This window comes from Streptomyces sp. NBC_01314 (assembly GCF_041435215.1).
GTDB lineage: Bacteria > Actinomycetota > Actinomycetes > Streptomycetales > Streptomycetaceae > Streptomyces.
On record NZ_CP108394.1, the window covers coordinates 11043381 to 11063260 of the forward strand.

General features: G+C 68.4%; 20 protein-coding genes and 2 pseudogenes. 12 read left to right on the top strand and 10 right to left on the bottom strand.

The window, feature by feature from the left end; genetic code table 11:
• Window positions 1-111 precede the first annotated feature (111 nt).
• Window positions 112-1356: a ferric reductase-like transmembrane domain-containing protein gene (locus OG622_RS48785; protein ID WP_371584453.1), complete on the top strand. Its 1245-nt coding sequence runs from the start codon at window positions 112-114 to the stop codon at window positions 1354-1356.
• Window positions 1357-1946: 590 nt separating this feature from the next.
• Here OG622_RS48785 and OG622_RS48790 read toward each other — a convergent pair.
• Window positions 1947-2145, bottom strand: a pseudogene (locus tag OG622_RS48790) (IS5/IS1182 family transposase); the annotation flags it as partial.
• A 137-nt stretch (window positions 2146-2282) separates the two neighbouring features.
• Between OG622_RS48790 and OG622_RS48795 the strand changes: the two are divergent.
• Together OG622_RS48795 and OG622_RS48800 are read left to right on the top strand one after the other, a co-directional pair.
• A complete protein-coding gene (locus tag OG622_RS48795) occupies window positions 2283-3464 on the top strand; it encodes an FAD-dependent monooxygenase (RefSeq protein WP_371583828.1) in 1182 nt (393 codons plus the stop codon).
• Window positions 3464-5002, top strand: a complete 1539-nt coding sequence (locus tag OG622_RS48800) for a hypothetical protein (protein WP_371583830.1) — start codon at window positions 3464-3466, stop codon at window positions 5000-5002. The genes OG622_RS48795 and OG622_RS48800 overlap by 1 nt, the downstream gene beginning before the upstream one ends.
• A 373-nt stretch (window positions 5003-5375) precedes the next feature.
• On the opposite strand, the gene OG622_RS48805 is transcribed toward OG622_RS48800, so the two are convergent.
• The 3 genes from OG622_RS48805 to OG622_RS48815 all read right to left on the bottom strand — a co-directional run bounded on the left by OG622_RS48805 (window position 5376) and on the right by OG622_RS48815 (window position 7875).
• A complete protein-coding gene (locus OG622_RS48805; RefSeq protein ID WP_371583832.1) occupies window positions 5376-6146 on the bottom strand; it encodes a class I SAM-dependent methyltransferase in 771 nt (256 codons plus the stop codon).
• 13 nt (window positions 6147-6159) lie between these two features.
• A complete protein-coding gene (locus OG622_RS48810; RefSeq protein ID WP_371583834.1) occupies window positions 6160-6633 on the bottom strand; it encodes an LLM class flavin-dependent oxidoreductase in 474 nt (157 codons plus the stop codon).
• Between the two features lie 255 nt (window positions 6634-6888).
• A complete protein-coding gene (locus OG622_RS48815) occupies window positions 6889-7875 on the bottom strand; it encodes an endonuclease/exonuclease/phosphatase family protein (protein WP_371584454.1) in 987 nt (328 codons plus the stop codon).
• Window positions 7876-8524: 649 nt separating this feature from the next.
• Here OG622_RS48815 and OG622_RS48820 point away from each other — a divergent pair.
• The 3 genes from OG622_RS48820 to OG622_RS48830 all read left to right on the top strand — a co-directional run bounded on the left by OG622_RS48820 (window position 8525) and on the right by OG622_RS48830 (window position 11423).
• Entirely contained in the window at window positions 8525-9220 is a 696-nt protein-coding gene (locus tag OG622_RS48820) for a response regulator transcription factor (protein ID WP_371583836.1), read from the top strand.
• A 10-nt stretch (window positions 9221-9230) separates the two neighbouring features.
• Complete coding sequence (locus tag OG622_RS48825; protein WP_371583838.1) at window positions 9231-10325, top strand: sensor histidine kinase; 1095 nt, start codon at window positions 9231-9233, stop codon at window positions 10323-10325.
• Window positions 10326-10826: 501 nt separating this feature from the next.
• Window positions 10827-11423 carry a hypothetical protein gene (locus tag OG622_RS48830; RefSeq protein ID WP_371583839.1) on the top strand — a complete coding sequence of 199 codons (597 nt, stop codon included), beginning with the start codon at window positions 10827-10829 and terminating at the stop codon, window positions 11421-11423.
• Window positions 11424-11561: 138 nt separating this feature from the next.
• On the opposite strand, the gene OG622_RS48835 is transcribed toward OG622_RS48830, so the two are convergent.
• Complete coding sequence (locus OG622_RS48835; protein WP_371583841.1) at window positions 11562-12602, bottom strand: VWA domain-containing protein; 1041 nt, start codon at window positions 12600-12602, stop codon at window positions 11562-11564.
• Between the two features lie 821 nt (window positions 12603-13423).
• Here OG622_RS48835 and OG622_RS48840 point away from each other — a divergent pair.
• Window positions 13424-14113: a hypothetical protein gene (locus OG622_RS48840; protein WP_371584455.1), complete on the top strand. Its 690-nt coding sequence runs from the start codon at window positions 13424-13426 to the stop codon at window positions 14111-14113.
• 550 nt (window positions 14114-14663) lie between these two features.
• Here the strand turns inward: OG622_RS48840 and OG622_RS48845 are convergent.
• A complete protein-coding gene (locus OG622_RS48845; RefSeq protein ID WP_371583843.1) occupies window positions 14664-14795 on the bottom strand; it encodes a hypothetical protein in 132 nt (43 codons plus the stop codon).
• A 5-nt stretch (window positions 14796-14800) separates the two neighbouring features.
• On the opposite strand from OG622_RS48845, the gene OG622_RS48850 reads away from it, so the two are divergent.
• The 3 genes from OG622_RS48850 (at window position 14801) to OG622_RS48860 (ending at window position 16077) form a co-directional block, all read left to right on the top strand.
• The gene (locus tag OG622_RS48850) at window positions 14801-15406 is read left to right on the top strand and encodes a DinB family protein (RefSeq protein WP_371583845.1); all 606 of its coding nucleotides are present in this window, start codon (window positions 14801-14803) and stop codon (window positions 15404-15406) included.
• A gap of 84 nt (window positions 15407-15490) precedes the next feature.
• On the top strand, window positions 15491-15790 hold the full coding sequence (locus OG622_RS48855) for a transposase (RefSeq protein ID WP_371583847.1): 300 nt from the start codon (window positions 15491-15493) through the stop codon (window positions 15788-15790).
• On the top strand, window positions 15676-16077 hold the full coding sequence (locus OG622_RS48860) for a transposase (RefSeq protein ID WP_371583849.1): 402 nt from the start codon (window positions 15676-15678) through the stop codon (window positions 16075-16077). The genes OG622_RS48855 and OG622_RS48860 overlap by 115 nt, the downstream gene beginning before the upstream one ends.
• On the opposite strand, the gene OG622_RS48865 is transcribed toward OG622_RS48860, so the two are convergent.
• On the bottom strand, window positions 16067-16327 hold the full coding sequence (locus OG622_RS48865) for a hypothetical protein (protein ID WP_371583851.1): 261 nt from the start codon (window positions 16325-16327) through the stop codon (window positions 16067-16069). The two genes, OG622_RS48860 and OG622_RS48865, sit on opposite strands and share 11 nt — an antisense overlap.
• A 495-nt stretch (window positions 16328-16822) precedes the next feature.
• On the opposite strand from OG622_RS48865, the pseudogene OG622_RS48870 reads away from it, so the two are divergent.
• Window positions 16823-17022 (top strand): annotated as a pseudogene (locus OG622_RS48870) (transposase); the annotation flags it as partial.
• Between the two features lie 148 nt (window positions 17023-17170).
• Here OG622_RS48870 and OG622_RS48875 read toward each other — a convergent pair.
• The 3 genes from OG622_RS48875 to OG622_RS48885 form a co-directional block, all read right to left on the bottom strand.
• Window positions 17171-18334 (bottom strand): epoxide hydrolase family protein, encoded by a 1164-nt coding sequence (locus tag OG622_RS48875; protein WP_371583853.1) that lies wholly within the window; start codon window positions 18332-18334, stop codon window positions 17171-17173.
• The gene (locus OG622_RS48880; RefSeq protein WP_371583854.1) at window positions 18331-18753 is read right to left on the bottom strand and encodes a hypothetical protein; all 423 of its coding nucleotides are present in this window, start codon (window positions 18751-18753) and stop codon (window positions 18331-18333) included. The genes OG622_RS48875 and OG622_RS48880 overlap by 4 nt, the downstream gene beginning before the upstream one ends.
• 66 nt (window positions 18754-18819) lie before the next feature.
• A complete protein-coding gene (locus tag OG622_RS48885) occupies window positions 18820-19038 on the bottom strand; it encodes a hypothetical protein (RefSeq protein WP_371583855.1) in 219 nt (72 codons plus the stop codon).
• Between the two features lie 209 nt (window positions 19039-19247).
• Here OG622_RS48885 and OG622_RS48890 point away from each other — a divergent pair, with 209 nt between their 5' ends.
• Window positions 19248-19832, top strand: a complete 585-nt coding sequence (locus OG622_RS48890) for a hypothetical protein (RefSeq protein ID WP_371583856.1) — start codon at window positions 19248-19250, stop codon at window positions 19830-19832.
• Window positions 19833-19880 lie beyond the last annotated feature (48 nt).

Here is a 19880-nt window from a genome sequence, read left to right on the forward strand (position 1 = left end):
TGGACAAGAGGGGAAACGGTGGAGGCGACAAGTACACAGGTGCGAAAAGGCACCATACCTCCGGTCGTCGCGGCGCGGTGGGCGCTGTGGACGTTCGTCATCGTCAACTTGGTGATCGTCGAGGTCTTGTTCCTCACCGCGGGGACCGGCAAGAACGGGGTGCTCACGGTCGCCAAGTTCTTCGGCCTGCACGCCGCCGTGCTGATGCTGTTCCAACTGCTGCTGGTGGCCAGGCTGCCGTGGCTGGACCGCCGTATCGGCATGGACCGGTTGACGGTGTGGCACCGGTGGGTCGGCTTCACCCTGCTGTGGACCCTTCTCACCCACGCCGTGCTGGTGGTGCTGGGCTACGCGAGGCTCGATGACGCGTCGATGACGAAGACGTTCTTCGCGCTGGCCGGAGTGCCGGCCTCCCTGCTCGGGATGCTGGCCGCAGCGATCGTCGTCGTGGTCGCCGCCGTCTCCGCCCGACAGGTGAGGCGCCGGCTGCGGTACGAGACCTGGCACGGTCTGCACCTGCTGCTGTATCTGGCGTTGGGGCTGGCGTTCGTCCACCAGCTGCAGGAGACCACGACCTTCAGCTCCTCCGCGCCCGCGATGATCTACTGGTGGGCCCTGTGGCTGTTCGCGTTCGGTGCCCTGGTCACGGGACGGATCGTGATGCCTCTGTGGCGCAACGCCTATCACCGATTCGAAGTCGTGGCGGTGGTGCCGGAGTCGGACGACGTGGTGTCGGTCCACGTCACCGGCCGCCACCTCGACAGGCTCCCGGCCAGGGCGGGCCAGTTCTGCATCTGGCGCTTCCCCGGGCACAACCACTGGTGGCTGGCCAATCCGTTCTCGCTGTCGGCGGCACCCGACGGCCGCACCTTGCGCCTCACGGCCAAGGCGGTCGGCAGCACCAGCGCAGGCCTGCGGCAACTCCAGGTCGGGACCCGCGCGTTCGTCGAAGGACCGTACGGGGCCTTCACCTCGTTGCACCGAACGCGGCCCGGTGCGCTGCTGATCGCCGGAGGAGTGGGGATCACACCGGTTCGAGCCATGCTGGAGGAGGAACGGGCCGGCGACGTCGTCGTGCTCTACCGGGTCCGCAGCGAGGACGACGCCGTGCTGGTCGACGAGGTACGCGCACTGGTCGCGGACCTCGGTGGGCAGTTGCACCTGCTCACCGGCCGCCGGGGGGAGGGTGTCCCACCGTTCGAACCGGACAGTCTCCGTGCACTGGTCCCCGACATCACCGAACGCGACGTGTATGTCTGCGGCCCGCCCGCGATGACCTCGGCCGTGCTCAGCGCCCTGCACAGGCTGAAGGTTCCCCACCTGCAGGTGCACTCCGAGCGGTTCGGTCTGGCCTGACGGCCCTGAGGCTCCGATGGGCGCGCCCATCGGAGCCCCTCAGCACAGATCAGCGGGCGCCGCGGCCCTGGAGGCAGGCCTGCGGGAGGCATCGCCGTACCCGCGGAGTTGCTCGGCAGGCGATCCGACGGAAGCCCTGGTCCTGGGCCGGGACCTGCACTGGGCGTCCGGCGGAGACCCGGCTCGCGAGGAAACTCACGAAGTAGTGAACTCGGGAACGGCTGGACCCTCAGAGGCGGACGATCGCCGGAGGTACCTCTTGCCCAGGTCTCGGCGGATTCCAGGAACCGTGTCGTGGCCGCGTCGTCGGTCGGCACGGTGTGGACGGGCTCACGAACCGGACGTCACGCGACTACGCCGAAGCCCTGTCTCACCGGCCGGCGCCGGGCGCACACCACGCGCATGACGCTCGACCAGAGGCACGCCGACCTGCCGTCTCAGCCGTACCGGATCAGTATCGGCCGTTCCGTGATGTGTTCCGTGTCGCGATTGAGGAATTCGCACTGCCAGACGTTCTCGGGCAGGGAGACCTGGCGGCCGTGGCCGCAGGAGCGGAGGTCCGCGCGGGCCAACCACTCCTGGTAATCCCTCATGGACACCGCGAGCGGGATGCCCTGCCCGTCGGTGAGGACATGGTGCTTGCGGCCCGGCCGTGCGCGGTCGACCGGGCTGGGCCCGCTTCTGGGCCGCGCCGAGCGCCCGCGCAACGGAGGAGTCGATCATCGCCCGCGACCGGTCCAGCTTCTTCGCCGCCCGCGGCTTCCTCAGCAACTGCAGGTGCAGCGCGTCACATTGACAGGCACCTGTCGACATGTTGCTATGAGGCGCTGCTCAGCCGGACCTGCGTCGCGTCGGGTGCCGCTGGGCATCGGATCGACCGGCCGCTTGACCGGGGGCGGCGCCCCCGAACCCCAGAGCGAGGACCCATGCCGCAGCGCGCCGCGACCATCGTCGGTGGCGGGATCGGCGGGCTTGCGGCTGCCGTCGCCCTGCGTCGCCGGGGCTGGCGCGTCGAGGTACTGGAACGGTCCCCGGAATTCACTGAGATCGGCGCCGGCATCTCCCTGTGGCCGAACGCGCTGCACGCGCTTGAGGCGCTCGGTCTGGCCCGCGCTGTCCAGGCGCTCGGTGCCGTCGAAGCCGCAGGCGGCGTACGCGACCGCCAGGGCCGCTGGCTGACCCGAACGGACAACGCGGAGCTGGCGCGCCGCTTCGGCCATCCCCTGGTGGTCCTGCACCGCGCGGACCTGCTGCGAGTGCTCACCGAGGCGCTGCCCGCCGACAGCCTGCGGTCGGGCAGCGAGGTGTCAGTGGTCCGCGACGGCGCCCAAGGCCCGGTCGTCGCTCACCGTGGGGGCGAGTCCCGGCCCGACCTCGTGATCGGCGCCGACGGGCTGCGCAGTGTGGTCCGCCGCACCCTGTGGCCCGACGCGGCCGACCCCCGGTACGCCGGCTACACGGCCTGGCGCACGGTCACCGAGCCCCTCGCCGAGCCCCCTTCCGAAGGGGCGGCGATCTGGGGCCGCGGAGCGAGGTTCGGCTACACGGCGCTACCGGGCGGGCGGATGTACTGCTTCGCGACCGCGTCCCTGCCGGCGGGAGCGGCCTCGGGCTCGTCCGAGTACGCCGAACTGCTGCGCCGGTTCGAGTCCTGGCCGGACCCCGTCCCCGCCCTGCTGACCGCAGTCCCCGCGGACACGGTGCTCCGACACGACCTGTACGACCTGCCACCACTGCCCTCCTTCGTCAGTGGCAGGGTCGCGCTGCTGGGCGACGCGGCCCATGCCATGACCCCCAACCTGGGCCAGGGCGCGTGCCAGGCGCTGGAGGACGCGGTCACCCTCGCCCACTGCCTCGACGGCACCCCGGACGTGGCCGCCGCGCTGCGCTCGTACGACCTGCAGCGCCGCCCGCGGACCCAGGCCATCACACGCCGCTCCGCCCGGCTGGGCGCGATCGGTCAGCTGTCGTGGCCGCCCGCGGTGGTGCTGCGCGACACGGCCGCCCGGCTGGCGCCGACGCGGGCAACGTTGCGTTCCATGACGCCGGTCCTCGGCTGGACCGTGCCCGGTGACCCGGTGACCGAGAAGAAGAGTGAGAGCCGCTGATGCCGGACTGGACGTATCACCCGCTGCGTGGCCTGGCCGCTGCCGTCCTCGGCCGGCGCCGTTCGCAGCGGACCGCACTGCGGCTGCTGGCCTCGATCGGCTCCCGGCCCGCGGGCGCGCGGCTGATCGCCCGGGGGTTCGGCCACCGCCATCCGCCCGAGAGCCTCGCCGGCGAGATCGCCGGCGTGCCCGTGACCGTCCGCCTCGGCATAACCGTCCCGCCCTCGCTCGCCCGCGAAGCGGTACGCGCGCTGCCCCCGCTCGGGGCTGGTGTAGTCGAGGTGGCGCCCGTCTGCGCGGCCGACGCGGAGACCGTACGCGAGGCCGCTGCCGGCCGCTCGATCCCGCTGGTCGTCCGTGCCTGCGACCCGGAGACCGAGACCGCCCTCAAACCGCATGTCGACGGGTTCACCAGCGACGACGACCCGCACGTGGTCCGTGTCGTCGACCCGTCGGTCCCCGCGGCGGCCGCCGCGCTCGACGAGCCGGGCGCCGTCGTGCTCGCCCAACCCGGGGTGCTCGTGGCGGCCGGACCCGGCTGGTTCGCACGGGTCACCGAGGCAGCCACGCCCACCGCGCCCGCTCCGTGGCTGGGGGACGTCGGCCGCGATCCCCGCCGCTGGCCCGCTTGGTGGTGGGGGCTGCTCGTCGGGCTCGGTATGACGGGCGCCGGCCTCGGCGCCGCGGCGATCACGCTCGGGCCGGTGCTGCTCTGGTACGACCGCGACTACCTCGGCATGACGCTGCACGAACTGCATGCGGCCAACCACCACCTCGTACATTTCCTCCAGCACGACCGGATCACCATGGCCGGCACGATGGTGGCGATCGGCGCCCTCTACACCGGCCTCGCCGTGGGCGGGATCAGACGCGGCTGGCCCTGGGCCCGCGAGGTGTATCTGGTCTCGGGAGCGATCGGCTTCCCCACCTTGTTCTACTTTCTGGCCACCGGCTTCGTGGAACCCCTGCACACGGTCACCACCATCGTGCTGTTCCCGATGTTCGTGGCCGCGGTTCGTCGGACCCCGCACGCACCGCGATGGCGCCTGGCGCCCGAGGGGCCGGAGCCGGAGCGCCGACGGGCGCTGGTCGGCCAGCTGCTGCTGATCGTCACGGGAGCGGGGCTGTTCGTCGGCGGAGCGGTGATCTCGGTGGTCGGTCTGACCAGTGTCTTCGTGACGACCGACCTTGCTTTCCTGGGCACCGGCACGCAGACGCTGGAAAGCGTGAATCCTCGGCTTGTGTCGTTCGTCGCCCACGACCGGGCGGGGTTGGGCGGCGCCCTGATGGCCGCCGCGGTGGCCATCGTTCTGCTCAGCGCGTGGGGCTGGCGGCGGGGTGAGGCCTGGGTGTTCTGGACCTTGGCCGCGGCGGCGGCCGCCGGCTTCCTGCCGGCTGTCGTGGTGCACGGCGTCATCCACTACACCGACTTCCTCCACCTCGCGCCGGTGTACTTCGGCATCGCCATGACCGGCACCGGCCTGCTGCTCGCGCGTCCGTACCTCTGCGCCGAGGCGTCGGCGAGGTCGAAGGTCTGACGGGCCGTCTCGCGAGCGCTCCACCATGGGCGCTTGCACTACTCGGACGCCCTCCGATCCGCGGGACTGTCAGCCGACGTGGTTGGCCTGCTGGGTCCCGGTGAAGGTTCCGATCGTCGGCGAGAGCAGGCGGGCGGCGGCGTCTGACGGTGGCGAGATCCCGCGATCCTTTCGGGAACTGGATCGGAGCCTTCACGGCGATGCCGCCCGTGTGGAGGAATGCGCCTCGGCGCCATCCGGGCGGTGCGGAACCTACGGCCTGGGCGCTGGTGGCGAAGCGACGGTCGATCACGGCTGTGGGGGGCGTCGGTGGTAGTGAGCTCCATGAAGGCGCCCAGGTCGCCGTCGAGCGACCCCGGGGTGAAGCGCCTGGTCATCGTCGGCGCGCGGTGACCAGCCAGGCGCGGGAGTCGAACCAGACGCCTTTGCCGGTGTCGTGTGTTTCGAGAGTCGAGCGAAGCCGATCGAGTGCGCTTTTGGCCGAGGCGGGATCCAGGCCGGTGACCAATTCCTTCGCCATCAGCAGCTGGAGTACGGCAGCATGCGCCCGGTCGGCGTCCGGGCCGTAATAGACGGGCTCGCGTACGTCGGCGACGTCCACAGCCGTGAAGCCGGCCGCGGTCAAGTGGCCGACCACGACGTCCGGATCGGCCAGTGTGAAGGGGTCGACGGCCGCTTCGGTCGACGTCGATGGCGCGTACCCGCGGGAGAGCGCCGCCCGGATCGCGGTATGCCACTCCTGGCGGTCGGCGGCCTGCCAGACCAACTGCACGAAGCGCGCACCCGGACGCAGGGCTCGCCCGATGTTGGCGAACGCGGCGATGGGGTCGGAGAAGAACATCGTGCCGAACCGACTGACGCCCAGACTGAAATGCTCCGGCGGAAAAGCATGGGCCTGAGCGTCGGCCTGTACGAAGCTGACATTGCGGAGCCCTTCTGCCTCGGCCTGTTGGTGGGCTCGCGCCAGCATCGGGCCCGAGACGTCGATGCCGAGCGCGGTCCCCGGCGACGCGACTCGGGCTGCGTCCCGGGTGGTCTGGCCGGTGCCGCAGCCGATGTCGAGGACACGGTCGCCGGGGCGGATGTCGAGGGCCTTCCGCAGCCGCTCGTGATAGCGGGCGAGCTCCGAGTCGTAGTCGAACAACGTGATCGTCTCCTTATGTCGCCGGGCCGTCGCGGAGGACGCCCCGCACGGTGTCGAGCCGTACACCCGGTTCGAACTCCGGTAGCCACCACGTCGCGCCGGCCTTCGCGTACGGCTCCGGGTCGGCACCGGGCGGCAGACTGACGGCGATGTCGTACGACGCCATTTCGCGATGGCGCAGTTCCGTGAGGGTGCTGACGACCTCGGCGAGTTGATCCGGGTGTTCGAGATTGGCAGGGAAGAAGCCGTCGAGCCGGGCGGCCCGGCGGATCGGTTTGACGTTGCCCGGGAATCCGGCGGCCCACACCGGCACGCCAGGCCGCTGAACCGGCCGCGGTAGGAACGCGATGTCGTCGACGGTGTAGTACTCGCCGCGGTGGCGCACGGGCTCGCCGGCGAACCGGTCGCTGCCGAGGCCGACGCCGAGGGTGAGGCGGCCGTCGCTGAGCCCACCCGCACGGCACCCCCGGCCGAGACGCGTACACACCCCACCGGCCGATCACATTCGCCAGACCCGCCACGTCATCGGAGACCCCCAGCACATGACGGTCGGGCCGCACCACACACGCCGCCCCGTACGGCCCGGACTGCGACCGCCCCTCCGGGTCCACAGCTCAGCCAGCGGGCCGGACGACCGAAGGTCTTGGGACCGTCCGTCTGGCTGAGAGCCTGCTTGGCCGACGGGCCAACTGCGTCGCCCAGTGCAGGTGGTTCACCCACGGGTGCTCTACCCGCAGGTGTTTCACCAGCTGATTCCGGCCGCGACCGGCAGATGGTCACTGCCGGTGGCCGGCAGCACCCACGAGCTCTTCGGCTGCACCCCGCGGACCAGGATCTGGTCGATCCGCGCCACCGGGAACTTCGCCGGCCAGCTGAAGCCGAAGCCGTCCCCTGCCGCCTCCTGGGCCGAGTGCAGGTGCGCGGTGATGTCGTCGAACGCCCGGTCGTCAGTGGTGCCGTTCAGGTCGCCGAGCAGCACCACCCGTTCGTTCTGCTCGGCTGCGATGGCCTCGCCGAGTGCCTGCGCGTTCCTGTCCCGCGAGTCCGTCCAGAAGCCCGCCCTGGGGTTCAGCCGTACGGACCCCAGGTGGGCGACGTACACCGCCAATGGCCCCTGGTCGGTGGCCACGGTGGTGCGCAGTGCCCGGTTGTAGGCCGCCTTGATGCCGGCCGGCTTGGTGTCCGCCAGTGGGCCGACGTCCTGCTTGATGTCGACCGGCCGGGTGTCCGACAGAGGCAGCTTGCTCCACAGCCCGACCGTGCCCCGCACGGTGTGGTGGGGGTATGTCTTCGCGAGCTCTTTCTCGTACGTACCTCTGGCCTGTTGGGTCAGCTCCTCCAGGGCCAGCACGTCCGCGCCGGAGGCGGCCAGGTCACGGGCGGTGCCGACCGGGTCGGGGTTCTCGGCGCCGACGTTGTGGCTGACGACGGTGAGGTCGCTGCCGGGGTGCGACTTGTCGCCGAGCAGCCCGCCGAACAGGTTCAGCCACACCGTTACCGGCAGCAGCAGCGCGGCCACCGCGGAGGCGGAGCGGCGCCACAGCGCCGCGGCCAGCAGCACCGGTATGAACAGGGCGAACCACGGCAGGAGGGTCTCCACCAGGCTGCCGAGGTTCCCGATCCGGTTCGGGATCGTCGCGTGGAGCAGCATGAGCAGGCCCAACAGCAGTGCCAGCGCCGCGAGGACCGGGCCGCGCTTCCAAAGCTCCGGCCGGGAGCCGATGCGGATCGCCCGGCGGATGCCCGTGCGTCGGGTACCGAAGGCGGCATCCGGGCGGTCGGCACCGCCCTGCCCGGTCTGCGCCGTGCCCACCTGTGTCGTCGTCTGTCCTCGCTCACTGCTGCCGGTCACTGCTGCGTCCTTGGGGCTTGGGCAGGGTGGGCGTACATACGCGGGCAACCACGATCGATCGCATGGGTGCGCGGTTCGTAGTTCCAGGGTTCGTTCCCGTGGGTCTGGCACCGCCCGTACCTGGCATCACGGTTGGACAGCCACGCCGTCGCATTGGAGCGCCCGATGTCGACCGCGTCCCTCGACACATGACGAGACGGCGCCGCGGTGGCCGACCATCGGGCGGCCTCGTCTGCGGACGCGTACGTGAAGACCGTCTCGCGATGTGAGAGTGAGAGTGATGCGGCCGACGAGGACGAGAGGGCCGACCGGGACGAGCGGGGTGAGGAGGACGAGTGTGGTGAGGAGCACGAGGGCTTCGGTATTGGATTGCCGAAGGCTGCGGTGATCACCGCTATGGCGGCCGACGGGCCGACGACCAGGAGCCGGGTTCGAGTCATGCTGCCAGTCAAGGCAGCACGGTGTTGCCGGCACGTATGCGGTTTTCGATATGCCGACGATATGCGCCGGCTCGTAGCCTCGGAGCATGCGTGTGTTGGTTGTCGAGGACGAGCCGTATCTGGCAGAAGCCATCCGCGATGGTCTACGCCTGGAAGCCATCGCGGCCGACATCGCGGGTGACGGCGACGCCGCCTTGGAACTGCTGAGCATCAACACCTACGACATCGCCGTCCTGGACCGTGACATCCCCGGCCCCTCCGGCGACGAGATCGCCGAACGCATCGTCGCCTCCGGCAGCGGCATGCCCATCCTCATGCTCACCGCGGCCGACCGGCTCGACGACAAGGTCTCCGGGTTCGCACTCGGCGCCGACGACTACCTCACGAAGCCGTTCGAACTCCAAGAACTCGTGCTCCGTCTCAGAGCACTCGACCGCAGGCGCGCCCACAACAGGCCACCTGTGCGAGTGATCGCAGATCTGCGGCTGGACGCGTTCCGCCGAGAGGTCTACCGCGACGGCCGCTACGTTGCGCTGACCAGGAAGCAGTTCGCCGTACTCGAAGTCCTCGTCGCTGCCGAAGGCGGTGTCGTCAGCGCCGAAGAACTCCTGGAACGCGCGTGGGATGAGAACGCCGACCCGTTCACCAACGCTGTGCGCATCACCGTCTCGGCCCTGCGTAAGCGGCTCGGCGAACCCGGGATCGTCGCCACCGTGCCGGGCGTCGGCTACCGCATCGACGCGCGACCGGAGACCGGACACGAGGGAGACCAGCGTGGATAGGACACCCGGGTTGAGCGTTCGCGCAAGACTCACCCTCAGCTACGCCGGATTCCTCATGCTGGCAGGCGTCCTGCTGCTCGCGGCGGTGTGGGTGTTCCTCCTGCGATACGTCCCCGACCGTGCGATGCTCATCAACCCCGATGACAAACCCACGCATGGTGTTTTTCCCGTCCGGTCCGTCCTCCTGGACGTTTTCGCTCCGAAGGCAGCCGCAGTACTGGTGTTCCTGCTGGTTTTCGGTCTCGTGGGAGGTTGGATCCTCGCTGGCCGCATGCTCGCCCCTTTGACCCGCATCACCCACGCCACACGCATGGCCACGAGCGGATCGCTCTCCCACCGGATCCGGCTACCGGGCCGCACAGATGAATTCCGTGAACTCGCCGACGCCTTCGACTCGATGCTCGCAGGGCTCGAAGCACACGTCGCCGAACAGCAGCGGTTCGCAGCCAACGCCTCTCACGAGTTGCGCACCCCGCTGGCGATCTCGAAGGCACTTCTCGACGTGGCCCGCACCGATCCGAACCACGACACAGACGAACTCATCGACCGCCTGCACATCGTCAACACCCGAGCCATCGATCTCACCGAGGCACTGCTCCTGCTCAGCCGCGCCAATCAGCGGTCCTTCACCCGAGAACGCGTCGACCTGTCCCTCATGGCGGAAGAAGCCACCGAAACACTCCTCTCCCTCGCAGAAAGGCATGGTGTCACCATCGAGACCTGTGGTGACATCACCCCCACGATCGGATCGCGGGCGCTCCTACTGCAGCTGACCACGAACCTCGTGCACAACGCGATCGTCCACAACCTGCCTGCACAGGGCACCGTGTGGGTGAATACCAGCATCCGCCCCAAGACTGTGGTGCTCGCTGTCGAGAACACGGGAGAGAAGCTCACCCCACAGCTGGCCTCGACACTCACCGAACCCTTCCAGCGCGGCACCGAGCGCATACACACCGACCACGCCGGCCTCGGCCTCGGCCTGACCATCGTCAAGACCATCACCCACGCACACGATGGAAAACTCACCCTCACCCCGCGCACTGCCGGCGGGATCCGTATCACTGTGGAACTACCCGCGACATCCCCGCGCACGGACAGATGACCAATCAGGGAACTGATGCGGCGCTGCTGAAGATGTGGATCTCGTGAGCACAGATCAGCGCCGAGAACCGGCGCTGCGGTGGTCGAGGCTTTTCAGGCCCGCCGAGCGGGTTCCGGCAGATTGGAGGCACACCTGCCCATCTGCAACCTGCAACCTGCAACCTGCGTCCGGAGCCCGGCCGTCGGCCAACGTCCAGAACGTCCAGACGTGTCTGCGGATGCACAGGCACGAGCCCGTTCTGTCGCTGGCCGTCCGTTGGGGAGCACGAAGGACCGGGAGTTCCTCTTGGACTGCGCGCCGATTCTCACGGAATCCCGGCGGACTCTTCCACGGATCCTCACGCCCTCCGGCACGGGCTCGCCAGCCGATTCCCACTCGAAATCCTCCGCGCAATTACTGGCGAAGAGGGTTGCCGCGCCTGCTAGTCTTCGGCGTCTTGCCGCACACTCGTGCGCACACACCACAACGCTCGTCGTATCAGTCCCGTGGGGGGATCCTGTCATGACCCAGTCAGCTCCGCCGCCGTCCGACGGCAACCCGTTCGCCCAGCAGCCCGTCGATGGCAATCCCTATGCTCAGCAGCCCACCGACGGCAACCCGTTCGCCCAGCAGCCCGCCGGCGGCAACCCCTATGCCCAGCAGTCCGGTGCTGCCCTGCCTCCTCCGGTCCCGTTCGCACCCGCGGCCGCGCCGGCCCGCAACAATCTCGCCCTGGGCCTGGTCGTCGGCGTGGTCATGGCCCTGGTCACCGCTGGTGTCTACGGCGGGATTGTCGGCGCGACCGAGTACGAGATCGGCTACGCGGCCGTCGGCGTAGGCTTCCTCATCGGCTTCGCGGCGGGCAAGATCGGTGGCACCAACCCAATCCTGCCCGTGGTCAGCGCCCTGCTGTCGCTCGGCGCGGTCTACCTCGGGCAGCTCATCGGCATCGCGATGTTCGTCGCCGACGATGCCGGCGTCTCCGCGACCTCGCTGTTCACCGAGCAATTCGACGGGCTGACCGAGGCCTGGAGCGAGACGGCCGACCCGATGACCTTCCTGTTTCTCGCTATCGGCGCGTTCACCGCGTTCTCCAGCGCGAAGAAGGCCGCCCGGTAACAACGCGGGTGCCGTGTGAACACGTAACCCGTGCAGGGTGCATGCGCAGGACACGGCCCGCACTCTGCGCGGCGCCGCAACGTCAAGCAGGCGCCTGGCCCAGCGCCTGGGTCGGCAGCGACGCCGGTTTTCAGAGCGTCAGAGCATCAGCAGCAGCCGCGTGTTCGGTACGAGTTTGCGGTTCACGCTGGTGCTCTGCACGAAGATCGTGAAGTCGTCGTTGTGGTCCGGCTTGACGCGGACTTCCGTGTTCGGCAGGCCGAGCAGAGCTCGGGCCGCGGGCCCTGTGTACACCCGGTCCGTCTTCTTCTCCAGCACCGCGATCTGCTTCCTCGCTTGGACCTTCTCCGACTTGCTCAGCTGGTAGAACGCACCACCGGTACGGTAGGTGTGCCCGCATTCGACGACCCAGTCCCGGATCGCCGCGTCACGGGCCACCGGGATCAGCTGGTACTCCGACGGATCCACCGGGGTGAGGCCGGCCGCCTTGATGGTGTCCTTGTTGACCGCCTCCGCTCCGGTGGAGAACACCGCTCGCGATCCCCGGATGCCCTGGGTACGGCCCACCATGAAGTTCTCGGTGGCCTGCCGGATGACCTGCCCGGCCTCCTCCAGACCCTGTGTGCTCGTGGCGTCCCAGATGGCGATGTTGTCCTTCGGGAAACCGCACTGCATGGCCTCGCGCTTGCCCATCTGGTCTGGCACAAGGACGGCCAGCGTCCAGTTGTCCTCCTGCGTCGCGATCATCTCGGCCACGGCTTTGACCAGTTCACGCGGATCCCTGGCAGGGGCATCCGGGCCGCGATGGCTTGCGTTCTCCTGCCCGTCGGTCAGTACGAACGTCAGGAAGCTGTGGTCGCCGTACAGTTGAGCCGTCTGCGCCAGCTCCCGCTGCGACTTCAGTGCGGCCGCCAGCAGAGCAGTCATTCCACCGGCCCGATACAGCTGCTTCAGCGACGGCATCCGCAGCACGTCCTTGTCGTAGATGACGCACTCCACCTTGTCCGCGAAGACGTACACCGTGACACGGGTCTCCTGGTCCAGTTCCCCCGACCGGCGGGCAAGGTAGGCGATCTGCTGGTCGGCGACTTCGACGACCTTGCTGCTCAGGTGCGACATGGACGAACTGGCATCCAGCACAAGAGCAACGTGATTGATGTAGTTCTGGTTTCCGGACATGACAGCTCCCCCTCGTTCCGACTTGATGTTCCTACCGTCTCACCCACCACTGACAATCGATCTTCGGCGCCCGGACGGGACGAAGGGGTGCGTGAGCCCTTCCGGTGCCCCGGAGTTGGCAGTGGGACGATGGCGGCTCCCGCATCTGCAACGCCCGCTGCGCCGAAGACGCGCGGCGCCCCCAAGCGCAGGAAGCAGCCGAACGCGAGGCCCGGCGGCGGTGTGCGGGGGCTGCGGGGACCAAATGCACCGACGACCATGGAAGGCCAGCACCAAGGTCGACTGGGGCCACGGGGACAGCCACCCGCACCTGTGCGAGAACTGCAGGACTGCAGGACTGCAGGACTGCAGGACGCGGGCGCTCGAAGCGGTGCGGAAGGTGGAACGAGCCCAACGCGAGCGCCAGGAGGCGGAGGCGGCGCAGGCCTCGAAGGCCGGCCGCTGGCTCGGACGTTGGCGCGGCTGACCCGACCAGGCCTCCCGGCAGCGCGAGTTCTTGCCCAGGCGATTGTGGGCAAGCCCGCGTTGTCGGTAACGGCTGTGAGGCTGGACGACACGACCAGGGACGGTGATCAGATTGGTGAACGCCGCACGGCGGCGCCCCGGCTGTCCTTTGGCCACCGGGTTGGAGGTTCAGCGGGGCTCGGGGAACTCACGAGATGTCGCGCAGCGGGGGAGGGACCGGAGTTACAGGACAGGGACAACTCGGTGCAACCATGTACCACCTGCCCGCGTCTCCGACCGTGCCCAGCGGGATGCGGGGCCATAGAGCGGAGTGTCGAGTGAACCGATTGAGCAGAGGCGCGAGACGGGTGTCCCAGATGGTTGCCGCAGGGCTCATCGCGGGGATGGTCGTGGCCTGCGGGCCGAAGGATCTGGCTCCGGGAGAGGCAGCCGGGAGTGGGAAGACGGGCAAGGCATCCGAGCCCGCGACCGCCACACCGGCGAAGACGCCCGCAAGTCCGGCGAAGACGCCAGGCGCTCCTACCAAGACCCCGGTCCCGAAGCCCAGCGACACAGCAGCCGATGGCGTCGAGGCCTTGACCTGCGAGCAGTTGCAGAACGCGTCCCTGGAAGGCGGAGGGCTGGAGGGGTACGGCGTTTCGGACGCCGCTCTCAGCGGAGGACGCTGGGAGGGAGCCGACGGTGTCGTGATCGAGTTGCAGCCGCAGTGCGCCATCGGTGACGTCACCGGGAACAGCGCGCCCGACGCCGTGGGCGTGCTGAAGATCTCGACCGGCGGCACCGGAAAGTTCTACTCACTGGTGACGTGGCGCAACGACGACGGTACAGCCGTTCCCGCGGCCGCCGCCGAACTCGGCGACCGCACACCCGTGGTCTCCATCGACATCCCGTCGGCCGGGGGACTGCGACAGGTGACCGTTGTCTACCTGACACGCGGCGACGACGATCCGGCAGCAGTCGTCACCCTCACCCGTACCGCGGTGTACGAGGTCAGCGAGCCCGCCATGGTCGAACTGCACCACAGCGACGCCCCGTACTCGCCATAGGAAGACGCGCCAGAGGAACGATGTCCTACACGGACGACGCTCTGGACCTGGACCGTGAGGACCTGGACGGCTGGACGCTCCACCGACTCCGCCACAACACCCTCACCCAGGACGCCTAGAACGACACCTCCACCCCGAGGCCCCTGGCCCGCTCCCGGCATGCCTCCGTCCGGCCCCCGGAGCGGTATGTGCGGTCCGGCGTTGACGCGGTAGCCCGGCACGTTGCTCAGCGTTTCCCCGGTCGTCCGTCGGCGGGGCTGAGCTGGGGCCCCGCAGTCCTGGCCGGGGCCGTGTCAAGGGTCTTGGCCACTTGTCGAAGAAGGCGACAATTCCCTCGCCGTTGACGGATCCTCGTCGGCGCAGGCGAGAACGCGACGATGCGAAGGGAGAATGAAACAAACTGCTGCCGTTTCGGGAAACTGAAACGGCAGACACCGTGGGGGATCGATGCGGGCGATGTTCCTCGCGCGTCTCCGTGAGCCGTTCACCCGCCCGCACTCGCAGCCTGACCACCACACCAATGGTGTCCGTCAAAGCGGAAGGAACAAGCTCAGTGCGACGTGTGACGGTGTGCCGGACGGTAGCAGGTCAGGGCGGCGGCCATGGCCAGGCCTCGGCTCTGCCAGTCGTTGCGGACCACGTACGGGATCTTGAGACCACGAGCAGCCCATGGCAGGCTCATGCCGCATGATCGAAGAATTCGCGAAAGACAACCTGTACGGGAGACTGCGGCGGGACCGCAAGGCACTGCTCTGGAAACTCGACGGCTTGTCCGAATACGACGCCCGCCGACCTTTGACAGCGACCGGGACCAACCTCCTCGGCCTGGTCAAACACGTGGCTACCGTCGAGGCCAGGTACTTCGGCGAGGTCTTCGACCGCCCTTTCCCGGAACCGCTGCCCCGGTGGCAGGACTCCAACGGCAGCGATCTGTGGGCGACCGAGGACGAGACCCGCGATCAGATCATCGGGTTCTACCGGCGCACGTGGGAACACTCGGACGCGACGATCAACGAGCTTCCCCTTGACGCCCCTGGCCACGTGCCGTGGTGGCCGGAGCCTTATCCGAACACGAACCTGTTCGCCGTCATGGTCCATGTCCTCGGCGAGTCCATCCGGCATGCCGGGCACGCCGATATCCTGCGCGAGGGCCTCGACGGCCGGACCGGGTTGCGCGCCGAACACGAGAAGCAGATCGACGAGGAAGCCCGTGCAGCCTACTGCGCGAAGATCGAGCAGGCCGCCAGGTCGGCCGCACCGATCAAGGCTCAGAGGTTGTCTCACGTGACTTGATGTTCGTGCGGCATGATGCCGGTCGTGGGTGCTGAGCTATCGAAGCGTCTGGTTCCTGATGAACTCTGGTAGCTGGCCGCCCCGTTGCTGCCGTCGTTCGCTGCTCGTCCGCAAGGTGGTGGGACCGCTCCGTGTGACGAGCGGGCCGTATTCACGGCAGTGGTGTACGCGCTGACCAGCGGCTGTGTCTGGCGGCATCTGCCGCCGACGTTCGGCACGTCGCCCGCCACCGCGCATCGCCGCTTCACGGTATGTATCGAGGCCGGCCTGTGGCGTCGGCTGCACCGGGCGGTGCTGGACGAACTCGGGGCCCGGGGCGAGGTGGACTGGACCTCGGCGATCGTGGACGCGGCCTCCGTTCGCGCCAAAAGAGGGGATCGCTGACCGGGCCGAACCCGGTCGATCGCGGCAAGAAGGGCAGCAAGCTGCACGTGCTGTCCGATGCCCAGGGCATCCCGCTCACCGTCGCCGTGTCCGGCGCGAACATGCACGACAGCCTCGCCCTCAAGCCGCTCATCCGCGGCATACCCGCCGTCCGGTCCCGCCGGGGACCACGGCGGCGCCGACCCGTCAAACTCCGCGCGGACAAGACACCCCATGCAGCTTTCGGGTCAAGCAGCTGCCGGGAGTGGAACCGGGTTGGAGATGCTGAACGCCGCTCTAGCCACTGAAGGCGATCGTTTCGTCGAACTTCTGGTGATGGGTCAGGCGGTGGTGGAGCTGGCCGAGCATGCGGTTGAACAGATTCCGGAGGGCCGCGTGGTGGTGGTCGACGGTGTCCCGTCGGCGGTTGTAGTGGTCGTGTGCGCCGGGTGAGGCGGTCAGCGCGGCGAATGCCCAGTGTCGGCCGGTTGCGGCCAGGTGGTTGTTCTTGATCCGGCGGTGGGTGACGTGGCGGCTCTTGCCGGACTGGCGCGTCACGGGTGCGCTTCCGGCATAGGCCTTGCCGGCGTGGGTGAACCGGGCGCGGTTCGTCGCCGATCTCGGCGAGAATCCGTGCACCGGTAAGCGTGGCCAGGCCGGGGAAGCTCGTGATGATCTCGGCATCGGGATGCCGCAGGAACAGCTCTTCTGCGTCGGATGCGAGGTCGTCGCATGCCTGGCAGGCTGCGTCGAGCTGGGCAAGGAGGGCGAGTGTCTGCCGTCCCATCGCCTTCTCGACCAGGACGGCTGGCGAAGCCGGCTCTGGCGGGACACTTCAAGCAGCCGGTCGGTCTCGGCGTCGGTACGGCGACTGGAGTCGACTTGGCAGGGGCCTGAACGGCGTCCGCCTTGTCGAAGCGCTCCTGGCGCTGCGTATGTCCCAGACGTCTCGCCCTGGCCTCTGCCGACCGGTTCAACTGGGCAACTCACCTGCCTATTAGGCTTACTTCTTTGCCGAAACACCTGGCCTGGCTGCGCGAGCGCGGGCTCGTCGCGCGCATCGCGAGGCCCGGCATCGAGTCCGGCGAACGCCTCGGTCGGCACCGCTGGAAGATCGAACGGTCGATCGCTTGGCTCTTCGCTACCGCCGCCTCACCGTCCGATACGAACGAAAGGGCTCGCACTTCCTCGACTTCCTCGGCTTGGCCGCCGTCCTGACCTGCTACAAGAAGCTCGCGAAACTTGCCACGTGAGACACCCCCTTAACCGAACTGATCTTGGTCGGTTTGCTGGGGCGCCATGCTCACCGGAAGTTACTGGAAAGAATCTTGCTCCGGCCGCGTTTTCGGGCCTGTTGACGCTGGCAAGAGGTGTCGGAAGGCGTAGGCCTGATGCGGGCCGTCAGCGGAACGATCGGAAGAAGGCGCGGATGTCGTCGGTGAACAGGTCGGGTTCTTCCATTGCGGCGAAGTGACCGCCGCGGTCGAACTCCGACCAGTGGACGATGTTGTGGTCCCGTTTGGCGAGTTGTCGGACAGGGCGGGCCAGGTCGGCCGCGAAGACTGCCACGCCGGTCGGCGTTTCCAGCGGCTCAGTGCGTGGTGGACGGGAGGGGTGGAAGGCTTCCCAGTAGTGGCGGGCGGATGACCCTGCGGTGGCCGTGAGCCAGTAGAGCATGACGTTGGTCAGGAGTCGGTCGCGGGTAACGGCGTCCTCGGGAACGGCGGCGCAGTCGGTCCACTCCTTGAACTTCTCAGCAATCCAGGCGAGCTGCCCGACCGGGGAGTCGGTGAGTGCGTAGGCCAGGGTCTGTGGCCGGGTGCCCTGGATCTTTGCGTAGGCCGACATCTCGGGCTCCGCCCTGGTCAGCCGGTCGAGCCGCGCTTGGTCGTCGTCGGTGAGTTCGGCTGCTTCGGCCGGGTCGCTGGGAGGGAGCGTCAGCAGGGTGTTGAGGTGGATGGCGACGACATGGTCGGTGTCGATGGCGGCCAGTTCCCGGGTGATCGCATGCCCCCAGTCGCCGCCTTGTGCGCCGTAGCGATGGTAGCCCAGGCGCCGCATCAGCTCGGCCCATGCCTTGGCGACGCGGTGCACGTCCCAACCGCCGTCGTGGGTCGGTCCGGACAGCCCGTATCCCGGGATGGTGGGAATGACCAGGTGGAAGGCGTCGGCCGAGTCACCGTCGTGGGAGAGGGGCTCGGTCAGGGGGTCGATGACGTCGAGGAACTCCACGATGGATCCGGGCCAGCCGTGGGTGATCAACAGCGGCAGCGCGTCATTCTGCGCGGAGCGGATGTGCAGGAAGTGGATGTTGGCGTTGTCGATCTCGGTTGTGAACTGGGGTAACCGGTTCAGATGTGCCTCGTGCTCACGCCAGTTGTAGGAGGTGCGCCAGTGTTCGGCCAGCTCTTTGAGGTAGGCCAGCGGAACTCCCTGGGACCAGCCGGCGTCGGGCAACTCGTCCGGCCATCTGGTTGCGGCCAGACGGACGGCCAAGTCGTCCAGGTCCGTCTGCGGGATGTCGAGGGTGAAGGGGCGGACGGCGGCGTCTGCATTCTCAGTCATTCGGTGTCCTCTCCTTCGGGTTGTCCGGCGAGTGTGCGGGCGGCTGCGGTGTCGGTTTCGTCCCAACCCCAGTGGCCGTCACGCTGCGGCTCGGCTTGTTCGTCGATCCAGCGGTTGTGCGCCTCCCACGCGGCCTGCTTACTGGTTCCCAGGGCTGAACCAATCTGCGACCACGAAGCGCCGACCCTGCGCGCCGAGCGCACGGACAACTGGCGCCCGTAGCCCGCCTTCCTCGCGATGACTTCACCCAGCGCCAGAAGCTCCAATGCCTCGCCGCGTGTCAGAGACTCTGCGCCGGGGTCGGGTGGACTGTCCTCATCGACCGGTGACGCCAAGGCGTCGCGGGCCCGTAGCACGTCATAGCGCGCGACCGCGGTCAGCAGCGTGAACTGGCGTTCAAGCTCGTCAGGGGTAGGCATGACACCGAGTGTTGCGTCAAGTCACCTTGACGTCAAGGTGACTTGACGTTGGTGCTCGCCCTTCCGTCAGCTGCCCGGCGTGCGTCGGCCGACGGATGGGTGGAAGTCGGACTCGCCGAGGCTGGTGGCGGTGTGTTCGGCGGTCATCTCACGCATCGAGGAGAGCTTGTCTTCGGCGGCGGCCAAGCTTGTCTCGATGGCGGCGACCTCACCGAGCCATCCTTGCTCTTTTGCTTCCTTCAGGCGGTCGAGGAGGTTGTCGTGGACATCGTCGAGGCGATGCATCTGGTCTGGAACGGGCCGAAGCTGGGGACATCTGACGCACGCTTATCCGAACTGCCCCAGCTGGACGACCGGTAGGGCGGATCGCGGTCGAGTTGCTGAAAGTAGTGGGCAGAAATCTTGGAGCCTGGGAACAGTCGAGCGTGTCGCGCCGCTGGCGCCTGCCTGATCGCCTATGAGAAGCCATCCGGGGACAGGAGAAAATGCGAGACATGGATGACGCGTTCACACTCCTACGGCAGGCCGTCGACCTACTGCCTGAGGACGCCCCGGCAGAGAACGGCCAGACGGTAAGGGATGTCCGCGAGGACATCGGACGCCAGGAGTGGGAGATGGTGCTCGCAGTTCTCATCGAGATCGGGGACGTCCAACGCGCGGCCCTGGGTTTTTGGGAACTTCTTGCTGAGGCCGCTCGGCAGATGATGCTCGACCGCAGTCGCCGTTGGTGCGCGTCGCGGGCCTGGGAGGCCCAGCACGGCACTGTCCGGGCGACTCTGAGCCTGGTGGGCGCGGAGGAGGGCCGACGTCGGACTGCCTTTACCGGGGACGGTCGGCTCAGGCCGATGTGGGACGTCGGCAACCGCGCCGCAGACGGAGAGCAAGATCTGAACATCGCGAGGCTATGGGTGGAGTTCGCAGAGGAGCTCGGCCCGGGAGAGACTGCGGATGTTCGGCTGGTTCCCCTGCAGCCCGAGCAATGGAAGCATCTGAAGTGTGGTGACGTGATCACCATGCACGAGTCCCGACCTGTCGCTGGCACGGCCACGGTCATCGAGGTCGTGCCGCCTCGCTCCTGAGCCCACTCCGTGGGCGTCCAGGTGGGAAACAGTCGGGCGCCCGGTGGT

What these genes read in the sequence shown, in the direction of transcription:
- OG622_RS48890 (WP_371583856.1), top strand. Translation starts at nt 19,248, where the DNA reads ATGGATGACGCGTTCACACTCCTACGGCAGGCCGTCGACCTACTGCCT.
- OG622_RS48850 (WP_371583845.1), top strand. Translation starts at nt 14,801, where the DNA reads ATGATCGAAGAATTCGCGAAAGACAACCTGTACGGGAGACTGCGGCGG.
- OG622_RS48880 (WP_371583854.1), bottom strand. Translation starts at nt 18,753, where the DNA reads ATGCCTACCCCTGACGAGCTTGAACGCCAGTTCACGCTGCTGACCGCG.
- OG622_RS48820 (WP_371583836.1), top strand. Translation starts at nt 8,525, where the DNA reads ATGCGTGTGTTGGTTGTCGAGGACGAGCCGTATCTGGCAGAAGCCATC.
- OG622_RS48835 (WP_371583841.1), bottom strand. Translation starts at nt 12,602, where the DNA reads ATGTCCGGAAACCAGAACTACATCAATCACGTTGCTCTTGTGCTGGAT.
- OG622_RS48830 (WP_371583839.1), top strand. Translation starts at nt 10,827, where the DNA reads ATGACCCAGTCAGCTCCGCCGCCGTCCGACGGCAACCCGTTCGCCCAG.
- OG622_RS48800 (WP_371583830.1), top strand. Translation starts at nt 3,464, where the DNA reads ATGCCGGACTGGACGTATCACCCGCTGCGTGGCCTGGCCGCTGCCGTC.
- OG622_RS48840 (WP_371584455.1), top strand. Translation starts at nt 13,424, where the DNA reads ATGGTTGCCGCAGGGCTCATCGCGGGGATGGTCGTGGCCTGCGGGCCG.
- OG622_RS48845 (WP_371583843.1), bottom strand. Translation starts at nt 14,795, where the DNA reads ATGAGCCTGCCATGGGCTGCTCGTGGTCTCAAGATCCCGTACGTGGTC.
- OG622_RS48795 (WP_371583828.1), top strand. Translation starts at nt 2,283, where the DNA reads ATGCCGCAGCGCGCCGCGACCATCGTCGGTGGCGGGATCGGCGGGCTT.
- OG622_RS48885 (WP_371583855.1), bottom strand. Translation starts at nt 19,038, where the DNA reads ATGCATCGCCTCGACGATGTCCACGACAACCTCCTCGACCGCCTGAAG.
- OG622_RS48875 (WP_371583853.1), bottom strand. Translation starts at nt 18,334, where the DNA reads ATGACTGAGAATGCAGACGCCGCCGTCCGCCCCTTCACCCTCGACATC.